Raw genomic sequence first — 17,233 nt, 5'->3', positions numbered from 1 at the left:
GCGCAGGTCAGGCCTGCTCCGCCGGCATCGCTGACCCCAGTCCATCTCACCAAAAAAGCCGCCGCCCGGCATCCCGGACGGCGGCTCTTTCACGTCAGGCGCGTGCCCGAAGCAAGGATCACTCCTTGTTCAGATACTCGCCGGCATCGGCATCGGTGCCGGTGCCCGAGGGGACGACCTCGGCGAGCGGATCGCTGCCGGTGCCGACGTCCTCGCGGGGGCTGCGCTTCTCCTCGGCGGCGCGGGTCTGCGCCGCGGTGCCGGCCGAGCCGGCCGCGACCATCGCCTCCTGCAGCTTGCGCTGCTGGACGCGCAGCGCCGCATCGCGCGACGAGGCCGCCACGCGCAGGCGGTTCATGCCCGCGCCGGTGCCCGCCGGGATCAGGCGACCGACGATCACATTCTCCTTGAGGCCCATCAGCGTGTCCTGCTTGCCCTGGACCGCCGCCTCGGTGAGGACGCGGGTGGTCTCCTGGAACGACGCCGCCGAGATGAAGCTGCGCGTTTGCAGCGACGCCTTGGTGATGCCGAGCAGGACCGGCTTGCCCGCCGCGCGCGCCTGACCGTCCTCCAGCTTCTCGTTGATCGCGTCCATCTCCTCGCGATCGACCTGCTCGCCCACCAGCAAGGTGGTTTCGCCGGACTCGATGATCTCGACCTTCTGCAGCATCTGACGAACGATCGTCTCGATGTGCTTGTCGTTGATCTTCACGCCCTGCAGTCGATAGACTTCCTGGATTTCGCTGACGAGATATTCGGCCAGCGGCTCGATCCCCATCGTCTCCAGAATGTCGTGCGGGTTCGGCGAACCGCCGATCAGGTTGTCGCCACGCTTGACGTAGTCGCCTTCCTGAACGTCGATCACCTTCGACTTCGGCACCAGATACTCGACGACCTCGCCGCCATCCTCGGGCTGGATGCCGATCTTGCGCTTCGCCTTATAGTCCTTGCCGAACACGACGCGGCCCGAGACCTTGGCGATGATCGCCGCCTCCTTCGGGATGCGCGCCTCGAACAGCTCGGCGACGCGCGGTAGACCGCCGGTGATGTCGCGGGTCTTGGCGCTCTCGCGCGCCACACGCGCCAGCACGTCGCCGGCATGGACGGTGCCATTGTCCTCGACCGACAGCACCGCGCCCGGCGCCAGCAGGTAGCGGGCGGCCTCGCCCGAACCCTCGTCGAGCAGGGTCATGCGCGGACGCAGATCCTCCTTCGACTTGGTGGTCGCACGATATTCGATCACCACGCGCTGCGCGATACCGGTCGCCTCGTCGACCTGCTCGGTGAGCGTCTTGCCCTCGATCAGGTCCTGGAACTTCACGGTGCCGCCGGTTTCCGTGATCACCGGCATGGTGAACGGATCCCATTCCGCCATCCGGTCGCCCTTGCTGATGATGTGGCCATCATCGAACATGACGTACGCGCCGTACGGAATCTTGTGCACCGCCAGCTCGCGGCCGTCCATGTCGACGATCGCGATCTCGCCCGAACGGCTGAGCACCACGCGACGGCCGCGCTGGTCCTCGATCAGGCGCAGGTCGCGGAACTCGACCGTACCGTCGACCGGCGATTCGAGGTTCGACTGCTCGTTGAGCTGCGCCGCGCCGCCGATGTGGAAGGTCCGCATCGTCAGCTGCGTGCCCGGCTCGCCGATCGACTGCGCCGCGATCACGCCGACCGCCTCGCCGATGTTGACCGGCGTACCGCGGGCGAGGTCACGCCCGTAGCACTTGCCGCACACGCCGACCTTGCTCTCGCAGACCAGCGGCGAGCGGATCTTCATCGCCGGAACACCCAGCGCCTCGATCTGCGCGACCATCGGCTCGTCGAGCAACGTGCCGACGGGGATGACGACCTTGCCGGTCTTGGCATCCACGACGTCCTCGGCGGTGGTACGACCGAGGATACGCTCGCCGAGCGAGGCGATCGTCGAACCGCCCTGCACGATCGCCTTCATCTCCAGCGCGCGCTCGGTGCCGCAATCCAGCTCGACGATCGTGCAGTCCTGCGACACGTCGACCAGACGGCGGGTAAGATACCCCGAGTTGGCGGTCTTCAACGCCGTATCCGCGAGGCCCTTGCGCGCGCCGTGGGTGGAGTTGAAATATTCGAGGACGGTCAGGCCTTCCTTGAAGTTCGAGATGATCGGCGTCTCGATGATCTCGCCCGACGGCTTGGCCATCAGCCCGCGCATCCCCGCCAGCTGCTTGATCTGCGCGGGGCTACCACGCGCACCGGAGTGCGCCATCATGTAGATCGAGTTGATGTCGCGCTCGCGGCCGGCCAGCGGGCCGTCCTCGTAATGGCGCACCGCCTTGATCTCGTTCATCATCGAGTTCGCGACCTGATCGCCGCACCGGCTCCAGGCGTCGATGACCTTGTTGTACTTCTCCTGCTGCGTGATCAGGCCGTCCTGATACTGCTGCTCGAAGTCCTTCACGAGATCGCGCGTCTCGTCGACCAGCTTGTCCTTGTCCGGCGCGATCAGCATGTCGTCCTTGCCGAACGAGATGCCGGCGCGGAACGCGTGACGGAAGCCCAGCGACATGATCGCGTCGGCGAACAGCACGGTCTCCTTCTGGCCGGTGTGACGATAGACCTCGTCGATCACCTCGCCGACGTCCTTCTTGGTCAGAACTCGGTTGACGACGTCGAACGGCACCTTGTGGCTCTTGGGCAGGCACTCGCCCAGCAACATGCGACCCGGGGTCGTCTCATAGCGCTTGAGATACTGGTTGCCCTGCTCGTCGGTCTGCGGAACGCGGCTGACGATCTTGGTGTGGAGCGTCACGGCGCCCGCGAACAGCGCCTGGTGCACCTCGGCCATGTCGCCCAGCAACATGCCTTCGCCCGGCTCGTTCTGCTTTTCGAGCGAGAGGTAATAGAGACCCAGCACCATGTCCTGCGACGGCACGATGATCGGCTTGCCGTTCGCGGGGCTCAGGATGTTGTTGGTCGACATCATCAGGACGCGCGCTTCCAGCTGCGCTTCGAGCGACAGCGGGACGTGCACGGCCATCTGGTCGCCGTCGAAGTCGGCGTTGAATGCCGAGCAGACCAGCGGGTGAAGCTGGATCGCCTTGCCCTCGATCAGCACCGGTTCGAACGCCTGGATGCCGAGGCGGTGGAGCGTCGGCGCGCGGTTCAGCAGCACCGGATGCTCGCGGATCACCTCGTCGAGGATGTCCCAGACTTCCTTGCGCTCCTTCTCGACCCACTTCTTCGCCTGCTTCAGCGTCATGCTGAGGCCCTTGGCGTCAAGGCGTGCGTAGATGAACGGCTTGAACAGCTCGAGCGCCATCTTCTTCGGCAGGCCGCACTGGTGCAGCTTCAGCTCCGGCCCGGTCACGATGACCGAACGGCCCGAATAGTCGACGCGCTTGCCGAGCAGATTCTGACGGAAGCGGCCCTGCTTGCCCTTGAGCATGTCGGACAGCGACTTGAGCGGACGCTTGTTGGCGCCGGTGATCGTCCGGCCGCGCCGGCCGTTGTCGAACAGCGCGTCGACCGCTTCCTGCAACATGCGCTTTTCGTTGCGGACGATGATGTCCGGCGCACGCAGCTCCATCAGCCGCTTGAGGCGGTTGTTGCGGTTGATGACGCGGCGATACAGATCGTTGAGATCCGACGTCGCGAACCGGCCGCCGTCCAGCGGCACCAGCGGGCGCAGCTCGGGCGGGATCACCGGCACGACCTCGAGGATCATCCACTCCGGACGGTTGCCCGACTCCAGGAAGCTCTCGACGACCTTGAGGCGCTTGATGATCTTCTTGGGCTTCAGCTCCGATTTGGTCGTCGCCAGCTCTTCGAGCAGCGTGACCTTCTCGCCTTCGAGGTCGAGGCTTTCGAGCATGATGCGGACCGCTTCCGCACCGATCCCGGCCGAGAAGGCGTCCTCGCCATATTCGTCCTGCGCCTCGAGCAGCTCATCCTCGGTGAGCAGCTGATACTTTTCGAGCGGGGTCAGGCCCGGCTCGATGACGATATACGCCTCGAAGTACAGCACGCGCTCGAGCTGCTTGAGCTGCATGTCGAGCAGCAGGCCGATGCGGCTCGGCAGCGACTTCAGGAACCAGATGTGCGCGACGGGGGCGGCGAGCTCGATATGGCCCATCCGCTCACGGCGAACCTTCGACACCGTGACCTCGACACCGCACTTCTCGCAGACGATGCCCTTGTACTTCATGCGCTTGTACTTGCCGCACAGGCATTCGTAATCCTTGATCGGACCGAAGATGCGCGCGCAGAACAGGCCGTCACGCTCGGGCTTGAACGTGCGATAGTTGATCGTCTCGGGCTTCTTGATCTCGCCGAACGACCACGAGCGGATCTTGTCCGGCGACGCGATCCCAATCTGGATCTGGTCGAAGGTTTCCGGCTTCGCGAGCGGATTGGCGAAATTGGTCAGTTCGTTCATCTTGAACTCCTTAGCCCCTCCCTTTCAGGGGAGGGGTTGGGGTGGGGGCCGCATGAGCGGACCACCCCGGAAAGTGTCGGAGGCGCGTTCCCCACCCCAACCCCTCCCCCTGAAGGAAAGGGCCAGAGAAGGGTCGTTACTCGGCCGCGATGGCGATGCCGTCGTCGTCCTGCGCCTCTTCCATCGACTTGAGGTCGACGTTGAGACCCAGCGAGCGCATTTCCTTGACGAGCACGTTGAAGCTCTCCGGGATGCCGGCCTCGAACGTGTCGTCGCCCTTGACGATCGCCTCATAGACCTTGGTGCGGCCGACCACGTCGTCGGACTTCACCGTCAGCATTTCCTGGAGCGTGTACGCCGCGCCATAGGCCTGGAGCGCCCAGACTTCCATTTCGCCGAAACGCTGGCCACCGAACTGCGCCTTGCCGCCCAGCGGCTGCTGGGTGACGAGCGAGTACGGCCCAATCGACCGGGCGTGGATCTTGTCGTCCACGAGGTGGTGCAGCTTGAGCATGTAGATGATGCCCACCGTCACCTTGCGGTCGAACTTGTCGCCGGTGCGCCCGTCGAACAGGTCCGACTGACCCGAGGTGTCGAGCCCCGCCAGCTCGAGCATGTCCGACACGTCCTTCTCGACCGCGCCGTCGAACACCGGGGTGCCCATCGGGACGCCGGGCGTCAGGTTCTGCGCCAGCTCGATGATCTCGCCCGCGTCACGCGAGTCGATGTCGTCGAGATAATGCTCGCCATAGACGGTGCGCAGCCGGTCCTTGACCGCGTCGGGCATGTCGCCCGCCTTGGCGTCCGGGTTGGCCTCGCGCCAGTCTTCCAGCGCGTGCTTGATCTGCTGACCAAGGCCACGCGCCGCCCAGCCGAGGTGCGTCTCGAAGATCTGCCCGACGTTCATGCGCGACGGCACGCCCAGCGGGTTGAGCACGAGATCGACCGGCGTCCCGTCGGCGAGGAACGGCATGTCCTCTGCCGGCAGGATGCGGCTGATGACGCCCTTGTTGCCGTGACGGCCGGCCATCTTGTCGCCCGGCTGCAGCTTGCGCTTCACCGCGACGAACACCTTGACCATCTTCAGAACGCCCGGCGGCAGCTCGTCGCCACGCTCCAGCTTCTCGCGGCGATCCTCGAACTTGTCGCGGATGCGCTTGGCCGCCTCGTCATACTGACCCTTCACGGCCTCGAGGTTCGACTGGACCGCGTCGTCGGCCACCGCGAACTTCCACCATTCGTGGCGCTCGACGCTGTCCAGCACGTCCATGTCGATGGTCACGCCCTTCTTGACGCCCTTCGGCGCCGCGGTCGCGACCTGACCCAGCAGCATTTCCCGCAGACGCGACCAGGTCGCGCGGTTGAGGATCGTGCGCTCGTCGTCCGAGTCCTTCTTCAGGCGTTCGATCTCCTCGCGCTCGATCGCCATCGCGCGCTCGTCCTTGTCGATGCCGTGGCGATTGAAGACGCGCACGTCGACGATCGTCCCGGCGACGCCCGGCGGCAGGCGCAGCGACGTGTCGCGCACGTCCGATGCCTTTTCACCGAAGATTGCACGGAGCAATTTCTCTTCCGGCGTCATCGGGCTTTCGCCCTTCGGCGTGATCTTGCCGACCAGGATGTCGCCCGGCTCCACTTCGGCGCCGACATAGACGATCCCCGCCTCGTCGAGGTTGCGCAGCGCTTCCTCGCCGACGTTCGGGATGTCGCGGGTGATGTCCTCCGGCCCGAGCTTCGTGTCGCGGGCCATCACCTCGAACTCGTCGATGTGGATCGACGTGAACACGTCGTCCTTCACGATCCGCTCGCTGATGAGGATCGAGTCCTCGTAGTTGTAGCCGTTCCAGGGCATGAACGCGACGAGCGCGTTGCGGCCCAGTGCCAGCTCGCCGAATTCGGTCGACGGGCCGTCGGCGATCACGTCACCGGCGTTGACCACGTCGCCGACCTTCACCAGCGGACGCTGGTTGATGCAGGTCGACTGGTTCGATCGCTGGAACTTCATCAGCGTGTAGATGTCGACGCCCGACTTGCCGGCATCGACCTCACCCGTCGCACGCACCACGATACGCGCCGCGTCGACCTGGTCGACGATGCCCGCCCGCTTGGCCGAGATCGCCGCGCCCGAGTCGCGCGCCACGGTCTCTTCCATGCCGGTGCCGACGAACGGCGCCTCGGCGCGCACCAGCGGCACGGCCTGACGCTGCATGTTCGAGCCCATCAGCGCGCGGTTGGCGTCGTCGTTCTCGAGGAACGGGATCAGCGACGCCGCGACCGACACGAGCTGCTTGGGACTGACGTCCATCAGCGTCACCGTTTCCGGCAGCGCCATCAGGAATTCGCCCGCCTGCCGCGCGGAGACCAGCTCCTCGGCGAACGAGCCGTCCTCGTTCAGCTCCGCCGACGCCTGCGCGACGGTGTGCTTCTGCTCTTCCATCGCCGACAGATAGACGACGTCGCCCGTCACCTTGCCGTCGATGATCTTGCGGTACGGCGTCTCGATGAAGCCGTACTTGTTGACGCGCGCGAAGGTCGACAGCGAGTTGATCAGACCGATGTTCGGGCCTTCCGGCGTTTCGATCGGGCAGATGCGGCCATAATGCGTCGGGTGAACGTCGCGAACCTCGAAGCCCGCACGCTCACGCGTCAGGCCGCCCGGCCCGAGCGCCGAAACACGCCGCTTGTGCGTCACTTCGGACAGCGGGTTGGTCTGGTCCATGAACTGCGACAGCTGCGACGAGCCGAAGAACTCGCGCACCGCGGCGACCGCGGGCTTGGCGTTGATCAGGTCGTTCGGCATCACCGTCGAGACGTCGACCGACGACATGCGCTCCTTCACGGCGCGCTCCATGCGGAGCAGGCCGACGCGATACTGGTTCTCCAACAGCTCGCCCACTGAACGCACGCGGCGGTTGCCGAGGTTGTCGATGTCGTCGATCTCGCCCTTGCCGTCCTTCAGGTCGACCAGCGTCTTGACCACCGCGAGGATGTCCTCGGTGCGCAGCGTCGTCACCGTGTCCTCGGCATCGAGGTCGAGGCGCATGTTCAGCTTGACGCGGCCCACCGCCGACAGGTCGTAGCGGTCCGGATCGAAGAACAGCCCCGCGAACAGCGATTCCGCGGTCTCCAGCGTCGGCGGCTCCCCGGGGCGCATCACGCGATAGATGTCCGACAGCGCTTGCTCGCGCTCCTCGGCCTTGTCGGCCTTGAGCGTGTTGCGGATCCACGGACCGGTCGCGACATGGTCGATGTCGAGCAGCTCGATGCGGTCGATCCCCGCCTTGTCGAGCTTTTCGAGATTCTCCGGACCGATCTCGTCACCGGCCTCGACGTAGATTTCGCCGGTGCCCTCGTTGATCAGGTCATAGGCGCTGTAGCGGCCGTAGATTTCCTCGGTCGGAATCAGCAGCGTCTCCAGACCGTCCTTGCCCGCCTTGTTGGCGGCGCGCGGCGTGATCTTGGTGCCGGCGGCGAAGATCACCTCGCCCGACTTGGCGTCGACGATGTCGAAGGTCGGCTTCACGCCGCGCCAGCTCTCGACCTGGAACGGGATCTGCCAGCCGCCGTCGCCGCGCACGAAGGTCAGGCGGTTATAGAAGTGGTTGAGGATTTCCTCGCCGTTCATCCCCAGCGCGTACAGCAGCGCGGTGACCGGCAGCTTGCGCTTGCGGTCGATACGGACGTTGACGATGTCCTTGGCGTCGAACTCGAAATCGAGCCACGAGCCGCGATACGGGATCACGCGCGCCGCGAACAGATACTTGCCCGAGGCATGGGTCTTGCCGCGATCGTGATCGAACAGCACGCCCGGCGAGCGGTGCATCTGGCTGACGATGACGCGCTCGGTACCGTTGATGAAGAAGGTGCCGTTCTCGGTCATGAGCGGCATGTCGCCCATGTAGACGTCCTGCTCCTTGATATCGAGCACCGAGCGGGTTTCCGTATCCGGATCCACCTCGAACACGATCAGGCGAAGGGTAACGCGCATCGGCGCCGCATAGGTGATGCCGCGCTGACGGCATTCCTCGACGTCGAACTTCGGCGGCTCCAGCTCGTAATTGACGAAGTCCAGCTCGGCGGTGCCGGCGAAGTCGCGGATCGGGAACACGCTGCGCAGCGTCTTCTCGAGCCCGGAGACATAGCCGATCGACGCGTCGGACCGCAGGAACTGCTCATAGCTCTCGCGCTGGACCTCGATCAGGTTCGGCATCTGCACCACTTCGTGGATGTTGCCGAATACCTTGCGGATGCGACGCTTGCGCGTCCCCGCCTTGTCGGTCCGCGCGGAGCCCGCGTCGATCGGATTGGTCGCCATAAAAGCTCGTGCCTCGTCAGCCGTCAAAATGCAGGCGCAGGGTGGAACGAAGAAAAGCCGATCGCAAAGATGCGTCGGCTTTCAGCGTCCTGAACCGCGGCTTCCCAATCCGATCGACACGCTGCGCAAGGCGCGCCGTTTCCCGGAAGCTGTGGTGATGGGGCGGATATAGGAGCGGGGAGGGGGCGTGTCAAACCGGGCGGGCTCGCCTCCGTCATCCCGGACTTGATCCGGGATCCCGCTTCTTACTTCTTGCACCGAACCCGAGAAGAAGCGGGGCCCCGGATCAAGTCCGGGGCGACGAACGACGGCGCACGAAAAAGGGGCGGCACCCGCGTGGGTGTCGCCCCTTTTCTGCTGGCGGCCACGTCATGGAAGTGAATTCCATGACGTCGAACGAGCGGGCTTGGGCCGCTCGTCGGCCGGCCTCGTGCGAGGGGGACGGCGTTGGCCGTCCTCCCGCACTTCGGCTTACTTCAGCTCGACGGTCGCGCCGGCTTCTTCCAGCTGCTTCTTGACCTTCTCGGCCTCGTCCTTGCTCACGCCTTCCTTGACGGGCTTCGGCGCGCCTTCGACGAGCGCCTTGGCTTCGGTCAGGCCCAGGCCGGTGATCGCGCGGACTTCCTTGATGACGTTGATCTTCTTGCCACCGTCGCCGGTCAGGATCACGTCGAACTCGGTCTTCTCTTCAGCGGCCGGAGCAGCAGCGCCGCCGCCAGCTGCCGGAGCCGCAACCGCTGCAGCGGCCGAAACGCCCCACTTCTCTTCGAGCAGCTTCGACAGCTCGGCTGCTTCCAGGACGGTCAGTTCGCTCAGGCTCTCAACGAGCGCGTTCAGGTCTGCCATGATAATATTTCCTAACTAAACGGGGACAGGCCCCAATTCCAAACATCAACCGGATGCGGCCTGAAATCAGGCTGCCTCCTTCTCCGAATAAGCTGCAAGCACGCGCGCGATCTGCGCGGCCGGGGCCTGGGTGATGGTCGCCAGCTTCGTGGCAGGCGCCACGATGAGGCCGACGATCTTCGCACGCAGCTCGTCCAGCGACGGCAGCGTGGCCAGTGCCTGCACGCCCGCCACGTCGAGCGGGGTCGCGCCCATCGCACCGCCGACGATCTCGAACTTGTCGGTCGTCTTGGCGAACTCGGCGGCGACCTTGGCGGCCGCGACCGGATCGGTCGAGGTCGCCAGCCCGACCGGACCGGTCAGCATGTCGCTGATCGAACCATAATCGGTGCCGTCGAGGGCGATTCTGGCAAGCTTGTTCTTCGAGACCTTGTAGGTCGCGCCGGCGTCCCGCATCCGGTTGCGCAAGTCGGTCGACTGCGCCACCGACATCCCCAGGTTGCGGGTGACGACCACCACGGCAACCTCGGAGAAGGTACGGTTGAGCTCGGCGACGGCCGCGGTCTTCTGACTACGATCCATGCCATTCTCCACATTGGGAAGGGACGTGCCGAAACACGCAGCCCTTCCGGGTACGAACCGCCGACCGCGCGGATGCGCGAGCGGCGGCATAGTCCAGCGATGGGGAAAATGACCGGCGACCGGCCGCACGATGATCGTGGCGGCGCGGGGAGCGTCGATCCTGTCCCCGTCTCGGCGGGGAATTAAGGCCCGAGGGGCCACCCGCTGTCTCGGACGGTGTGCCATGCCCGCAAGCGGACCGGCGACGCGGCGGCCTATAGCGGATCGCGCCGGCTGGTCAAGCGCCAAGGGAATGTCACGGGGCTGTCGCCTAACTGTCGTGCGCGCGTCGCCAAACTTTCACACCCCTGCCTTTGTAGCCCGCAATAGCCCCGCCGGACAGCAAATCCGGGGAACGCTCATGACCAGCCTGCGCCACGACGACGTCATCGAATTCACCGATGGCGATGTCGACTCCAACCCGTCCACGACCACCACGCTTGGCGAGTTGGTCGACCAGCGTTACTCGCGCCGGCAGATGATGGGCGGGATGACCGCGATGACCAGCGCCGCGTTCGGCACCGCGCTGCTCGGCGGCTGCGACTCCGATGACAAGAGAAGCGACGCGATCACCGTCTCGGACGGCACGACCGTCCAGACGCAGGGCGGCCGCGTCGTGACGCTGACCGCCACGGCCAGCGCCAATGCCACCAACACCGGCTGGTCGCAGGCGAGCGGGCCGACCGTGGCGCTGAGCACCACCGGCACCTCGGTCAGCTTCGTCGCGCCCAACGTCACCACCGCGACCAACGTCGTCCTGCAGTTCACGGCGAGCAACGGCAGCACGATCAGCAAGGCCAATTCGACGGTCGTCATCAGCCCGGCGACGCTCGACTTCACCGCCGTCGCCAAGAACAAGAGCGACATCGTCACCGTACCGACCGGCTATACCGCGTCGATCCTCTATCGCTGCGGCGACCCGCTCGCGGCCGGCGTGGCGGCCTATGCCAATGACGGCACCGACGGCAATTTCGCGCAGCGCGCCGGCGACAATCACGACGGGATGAGCTTCTTCGGGCTCGCTGCGACCGGCACGAGCCCCGATGCGAGCAACAGCACGCGCGGGCTGCTCGTGCTCAATCACGAATATATCAATCCGCGCTACATGCACGTCACCGGGCAGACCATCGCCGACAAGACCACCCGGACCGTCGAGGCCGAGGTCGTCAAGGAGATCGAGGCGCATGGCGTCTCGGTGGTCGAGGTGACGCGCGCCGGCAACACGGGCGCCTGGAGCTATGTGCAGGGCAGCAGCCTCAATCGTCGCGTCACCCCTAACACGCCGGTCGCGTTCAGCGGGCCGGTGAAAGGCGATCCGATGCTGCGCACCGTCTATGCCAAGGACGGCACCACCGGCCGTGGCACGATCGCCAATTGCGCGAACGGCGCGATGCCGTGGGGCACCTACGCGACCTGCGAGGAAAATTGGGCGGGCTATTTCAGGCGCGCGACCGGCGATGCGGCGATCCGCACCGCCGCCGGCCTTGCGAAGCAGAACGTCTCGTTCGCGCGCTACGGGATCGGCGAGGGCGCGAAAGGCAATCATCTCTGGTCGACCGTTACCCCGGCCGATGCGAGCAGCACCGTCTACCGTCGCTGGAACGCCTCGGCCTCGGCGTCGCTCCCCGCGGACGGCACCGGCGATTTCCGCAACGAGCCGTTCACGTTCGGCTGGGTGGTCGAGATCGATCCGTACGATCCGGCCTCGACCCCGCGCAAGCGCACCGCGCTGGGCCGCATGGCGCATGAGGGCGTCATGGCGGGCCGGGTGATCGCGGGCGTGAAGCCGGCCTTCTACATGGGTGACGATTCACGTAACGAATATATCTACAAGTTCGTCTCGGCCACCGCCTGGTCGGCTGCTGACGCCGCCCCGTCCAACCGCCTTGCCGCCGGCGACAAATATCTCGACGCTGGCACGCTTTATGCCGCGAAGTTCAACGCCGACGGCACCGGCCAGTGGCTGCCGCTGATCTTCGGGCAGAACGGGCTGGATGCGAACAACGCGCTCTATCCGTTCGCGGACCAGGCCGACGTGCTCGCCAATGCGCGACTGGCCGGCGACGCTTTGGGGGCGACGCCGATGGATCGTCCGGAATGGACCGCCGTGAACCCGGTCAACGGCGAAATGTATTGCACGCTCACCAACAACTCGGGGCGCGTCGGGATCGCGAGCAAGAGCAGCGAGCGCGCGATCGACCCGGCCAACCCGCGCGCCTATGTCAACACCCGCAACGACGGCAAGGTCAATTCGGGCAACGCCAACGGCCACGTCCTGCGCCTGCGCGAGGCCAATGACTCGACCGAGTCGCTCACCTTCACCTGGGACGTCTATGCCTTTGGCGCGCGCGCCGGGGCCGATGCGGCGAACGTTAATCTCTCCGGCCTCGACGACACCAACGACTTCTCCTCGCCCGACGGCCTGTGGTTCGGTCTGCCGACCAATGCGGGTGGGCAGGCGTCGCCGTTACTGTTCATCGAAACCGACGACGATGCCTATACGGACGTCACCAACTGCATGTTGCTGATCGGAATGCCGGGCCGCGTCGGCGACGGCACGACCAAGAGCGTAACCAGCTCTTATGGCGGCACCGCCACCACCACTGCCCGGATCGGTGCGGCGCCCGGCGCCAAGCTGAAGCGCTTCCTCGTCGGACCGAAGGAGTGTGAGATCACCGGCATCACCTCGACCGCCGACGGCCGCTCGATCTTCATCAACATCCAGCATCCGGGCGAGGAAGGCGGCTACGACAACATCACCTCGCATTGGCCGCAGACCCAGGCGACCGGCACCGGCACGGGTCGTCCGCGCTCGGCAACGGTGGTCATCACCAAGAACGATGGCGGCGTGGTCGGGCTGTAAGTTGCCCCGGCCGGTTTCACCCGCCTGCCCGGTTGGCTGGCGGGGCAGGCGGTAAAACGGAAACGGCGACCGTAGCACGGGCTACGGTCGCCGTTAATTCATACCGCCGGTTCCGCTTACACTCGTCATCGCCAGCGTAGCCAAGAAATCCAGGGCATCCTGATCCGGCTCTGGATTGCTTCGCTACGCTCGCGATGATGAAATCGGGTCGGATTACCGCCGCGGGCGCGGACCGCCGCGCGGCGCGCCGCCGCCGCCGTGGCGCCGCTGCGGCGGGCCGCCGGCGTTGCGGATCGGCACCGCACCGCTCGGCATCGGTTCGATCCGCACGCCGCTCTCGTCCTCGCCGTCCGCGTTGGCGGACGCCTTGACCGCCGCCGCGAAACGCGCCGCCAGCGCGCGCGGCACCTGGAATTGCGTCTCGGTCGCGCCGATACGGATCGCGCCGATCTCGGCCTTGGTGACATGCCCGCGACGACACAGCAGCGGCAGCACCCAGCGCGGATCGGCGTTCTGGCGGCGACCGACGTTCATGTGGAACCACACCACGTCGTCGAAGCCGTCGCGATGGCCCTTTTGCTGGCGCTCGGTCATCTCGCTGCGGTCGGCGAGTTCCTCGGGCGCGGGCAGCGCGGCGCGCTGTGCGGCGACCAGCGCCGCGGCGATCTCCTCGGGCGTGCGCTGCTTGAGCAGTTCCGCCGCCAGCGCCTGATCGTCGTCATCGACCTCGACCGGCGCGAGCAGCCGTTCGAGCAACCGCTCGCGATCCTTGGCGCGGATCGCCTCGGCGCTCGGCACCTCGCCCCATTCGGCGGCGATGCGCGCACCGCGCAGCATCATCTCGACGCGGCGACGACGCGGATAGGGGACGATCAGCACCGCGGTGCCCTTTTTCCCCGCGCGCCCGGTGCGGCCCGAGCGATGCTGCAACACCTCGGCATCGCGCGGCATTTCCACGTGGATGACGAGGCTGAGCGTCGGCAGGTCGATCCCGCGCGCGGCGACGTCGGTCGCGACGCACACCCGCGCGCGGCGGTCGCGCAGCGCCTGCAACGCATGATTGCGCTCGTTTTGCGAATGCTCGCCCGACAGCGCCACCGCCGCGAAGCCGCGCTCGACCAGCCCGGCGTGGAGATGCCGGACGTTGTCGCGCGTCGCGCAGAACAGGATCGCGGTCTCGGCCTCGTAGAAGCGCAGCAGGTTGATGACCGCATGCTCGATCTCGGACGGCGAGACGGTCACCGCGCGATAGGTGATGTCGCCGTGCCCGCGCTGCTCGCTGACCGTCGAGATGCGGAGCGCGTCGCGTTGATAGGCCTTGGCGAGCGCCACGATCGGGCGCGGCAGCGTCGCGGAGAACAGCAGGGTGCGGCGCTCGGTCGGCGTCTGGTCGAGCAGCGCCTGGAGGTCGTCGCGGAAGCCCATGTCGAGCATCTCGTCCGCCTCGTCGAGCACTGCGGCGCGGATCTGCGACAGGTTGAGCGCGCCGCGCTCGGCATGGTCGCGCAGGCGGCCCGGCGTGCCGACGACGATATGCGCGCCGTGGTTGAGCGCGCGGCGCTCGCGGCTGGCGTCCATGCCGCCGACGCAGGTCGCGATCCGCGCGCCCTCGTAGAGCCACGTCAATTCCTTGGCGACCTGCAACGCCAGTTCGCGCGTCGGCGCGATCACCAGCGCGAGCGGCGGACCGGCGACGGGCAGATTGCCGTCCTCGCCAAGCAACTGCTCGGCCATCGCGAGGCCGAAGGCGACGGTCTTGCCGGAGCCGGTCTGCGCGGAGACGAGCAGGTCGCGACCGTGCGCGACCTCGGCGGTCACCTCGGACTGAACGGGGGTGAGCGCGGTGTAACCACGCGTGGCGAGCGCGCTGGCGAGCGCGGGGGGGAGATTCGGGAAGTCCATGAAGGCTTCCACATGGGCCTTTTGCTCGACAAATGCCAGTGGGAACGCAGCATGAACCCGCCGCGTTGGGCACCTTCCCCGACAATCACGGAATTCCCGCCATGACGCTCCCTGCCGATCCGGTCTGGTTCATCACCGGTTGCTCGACCGGCTTCGGTCGCGAACTGGCGACGCTGGTGCTGGCGAAAGGCTGGCGCGCGGTGGCGACCGCGCGCGACGTGGCGCGCGTTTCCGATCTCGGCCAAGGGCAGGACGACAGGCTGCTCCCGCTCGCGCTCGATGTCACCGACGCGGCGGCAATCACCGCCGCGGTCGCCGCCGCCGAGGAGCGGTTCGGCCGCATCGACGTGCTCGTCAACAACGCCGGCTACGGCTATCAGTCGAGCATCGAGGAAGGCGAGGAGCACGAGATCCGCGCGCAATTCGACGCGAACGTCTTCGGCCTGTTCGCCATGACCCGCGCGGTGCTGCCGGGGATGCGGGCGCGCCGAGAGGGCGCAATCGTCAACATCACTTCGGTCGCCGGGCTCGTCGGCTTCCCGTCCTCGGGCTATTATGCTGCGTCGAAACACGCGGTAGAGGGCTTCTCCGACGCGCTCGCCGCCGAGGTCGCACCGCTCGGCATCGCGGTGACCTGCGTCGAGCCGGGGCCGTTCCGCACCGACTGGGCGGGGCGCTCGCTGCGCCAGACCGAAAGCCACATCGCCGATTATGCCGAGACCGCGGCGGCACGGATGGCGATCACCAAGGGCTATTCGGGCAACCAGCCCGGCGATCCGGTGCGCGCGGGGGAGGCGATGATCGCCGCGGTCACGCGCGAGGCGCCACCGCGGCATCTGGTGCTCGGCAAATGGGGCTATGACGCAGTGACCGAACGGTTGCGCGCGCGCGTCGCGGAGATCGAGGGGCTGCGCGACGAAGCGCTTGGCGCGGATTTCCCCGACGCTACCAGCGGTAGTTGAAGCTGACGCTGATCCGTTCGGCCCTGGCGGTGCTGGTCATCACCTCGTGCCGCAGCCAGCTCTCCCACAGGAACAACGCGCCGTCGCGCGGCTCGGCATAGACGAACGTGCCGTCGCGCGGCGGCGCGGCCATCAGCATCGGCAGCCGCGGGTCCTCCAGCTTGAGCGCCCCCGACCCTTCGGGTACCGCGACATAGAAGGTGCCGGAGACGACGCTGTGCGGGTGGAGATGCCCGGAATGCGTGCCACCCGGTTTCATGACGTTGACCCACAGGCTGTCGAGCTTGAGCTTGCGCCCGCCGAGATCGAACCCGGCTTCCTTCGCGAACGCCGCGACATGGCGGTCAAGCAGCTTCTTGAGATCGGCGAACACCGGATCGCGCAGCGGCAGGTCGTTGAGCGAGGCGTAGCTGGTATAGCCGCGATAGCCATGCGCCTTCGACCAGCGCTTTCCCGCGACATCCTCCTCGGCCAGCGCGCGGCACGAGGCGTCGAGGTCGGCGAGCAGCGCGGCATCGGCGACATCGGCGTCGTAGAACAGGGTTGGGAACAGCTGGCGGGTCGGCATGGTGAGGGTCCTTAGGTCCGTCCACTCGTCATTGCGAGCGTAGCGAAGCAATCCAGGGCGTCTTGGTCCGTCACTGGATTGCTTCGCTACGCTCACAATGACGGCAGGGAGGGCCCGCTCACCCCAGCCGCAGCGCCACGTCGTTCATGAACCGCACGTCGTCACCCTGCGCGAGCCACTCCGCCTCCGCCGCCAGCGCGCCGAGCAGGTCACTCAGCGCATCGATCTCGCTCTTGGCGTAATTGCCGAGCACGTGCCCGGTCACGCGGTCCTTGTGCCCGGGGTGCCCGATCCCGATCCGCACGCGGCGGAAGTCTGCACCGAGATGCTGGTCGATCGAGCGCAGCCCGTTATGCCCGGCGGTGCCGCCGCCCTGCTTCACCTTGATCTTCATCGGCGCGAGGTCGAGTTCGTCGTGGAAGACGGTCAGCGCGTCGGTGCCGAGCTTGTAGAAGCGCAGCGCCTCGCCGACCGAGCGGCCGCTGTCGTTCATGAAGGTCGCGGGCTTGAGCAGCAGCACTCTGGTCGTCCCGATCCGGCCTTCCTGCAACCAGCCTTGGAACTTCTTGGCCGGCGCGGCGAAGCCATGGACCGCGGCGATCGCGTCGATCGCCATGAAGCCGACATTGTGGCGGTGCATCGCATATTGCGCGCCCGGATTGCCGAGCCCCACCCACAATTGCATCGCTGATCCTTCTCTCCAAAAGCAAAGGGCAGGGGAGCGTCGCCGCTGCCCTGC

9 protein-coding genes are annotated in these 17,233 nt (G+C 66.5%); 2 read left to right on the top strand and 7 right to left on the bottom strand.

The annotated features are described in order from the left end of the window. Positions 1 to 118: 118 nt before the first annotated feature. From rpoC to rplJ, 4 genes are all read right to left on the bottom strand, one after another. Positions 119 to 4,417: a DNA-directed RNA polymerase subunit beta' gene (gene rpoC, locus FHS97_RS05370; protein ID WP_184034233.1), complete on the bottom strand. Its 4,299-nt coding sequence runs from the start codon at positions 4,415 to 4,417 to the stop codon at positions 119 to 121. A 136-nt stretch (positions 4,418 to 4,553) separates the two neighbouring features. Next, complete coding sequence (rpoB, locus tag FHS97_RS05365) at positions 4,554 to 8,732, bottom strand: DNA-directed RNA polymerase subunit beta (RefSeq protein ID WP_184034230.1); 4,179 nt, start codon at positions 8,730 to 8,732, stop codon at positions 4,554 to 4,556. 471 nt (positions 8,733 to 9,203) lie between these two features. Then, positions 9,204 to 9,578, bottom strand: coding sequence for a 50S ribosomal protein L7/L12 (gene rplL / locus FHS97_RS05360; protein WP_184034227.1), 375 nt, complete (start codon positions 9,576 to 9,578; stop codon positions 9,204 to 9,206). Positions 9,579 to 9,644: 66 nt separating this feature from the next. Next, positions 9,645 to 10,160 (bottom strand): 50S ribosomal protein L10, encoded by a 516-nt coding sequence (rplJ, locus tag FHS97_RS05355; protein WP_159760212.1) that lies wholly within the window; start codon positions 10,158 to 10,160, stop codon positions 9,645 to 9,647. 400 nt (positions 10,161 to 10,560) lie between these two features. Between rplJ and FHS97_RS05350 the strand changes: the two genes are divergently transcribed. Continuing rightward, positions 10,561 to 13,062 (top strand): PhoX family protein, encoded by a 2,502-nt coding sequence (locus FHS97_RS05350; RefSeq protein ID WP_184034224.1) that lies wholly within the window; start codon positions 10,561 to 10,563, stop codon positions 13,060 to 13,062. Positions 13,063 to 13,275: 213 nt separating this feature from the next. Here the strand turns inward: FHS97_RS05350 and FHS97_RS05345 are convergent, their stop codons facing one another. After that, positions 13,276 to 14,964, bottom strand: a complete 1,689-nt coding sequence (locus tag FHS97_RS05345) for a DEAD/DEAH box helicase (RefSeq protein ID WP_184034220.1) — start codon at positions 14,962 to 14,964, stop codon at positions 13,276 to 13,278. Between the two features lie 101 nt (positions 14,965 to 15,065). Here FHS97_RS05345 and FHS97_RS05340 point away from each other — a divergent pair, with 101 nt between their 5' ends. After that, positions 15,066 to 15,926: an oxidoreductase gene (locus FHS97_RS05340; protein ID WP_184034216.1), complete on the top strand. Its 861-nt coding sequence runs from the start codon at positions 15,066 to 15,068 to the stop codon at positions 15,924 to 15,926. Here FHS97_RS05340 and FHS97_RS05335 read toward each other — a convergent pair. Both FHS97_RS05335 and pth read right to left on the bottom strand, forming a co-directional pair. Next, positions 15,910 to 16,494: a TIGR02466 family protein gene (locus FHS97_RS05335; RefSeq protein ID WP_184034213.1), complete on the bottom strand. Its 585-nt coding sequence runs from the start codon at positions 16,492 to 16,494 to the stop codon at positions 15,910 to 15,912. The two genes, FHS97_RS05340 and FHS97_RS05335, sit on opposite strands and share 17 nt — an antisense overlap. A gap of 118 nt (positions 16,495 to 16,612) precedes the next feature. Further along, entirely contained in the window at positions 16,613 to 17,179 is a 567-nt protein-coding gene (gene pth, locus FHS97_RS05330; protein ID WP_184034211.1) for an aminoacyl-tRNA hydrolase, read from the bottom strand. Positions 17,180 to 17,233: the final 54 nt, after the last annotated feature.

Source organism: Sphingomonas endophytica, from assembly GCF_014199415.1.
GTDB lineage: Bacteria > Pseudomonadota > Alphaproteobacteria > Sphingomonadales > Sphingomonadaceae > Sphingomonas > Sphingomonas endophytica.
The sequence above is the reverse complement of the archived record's forward strand: the minus strand, read 5'-3'. Positions and strand labels throughout refer to the sequence as shown.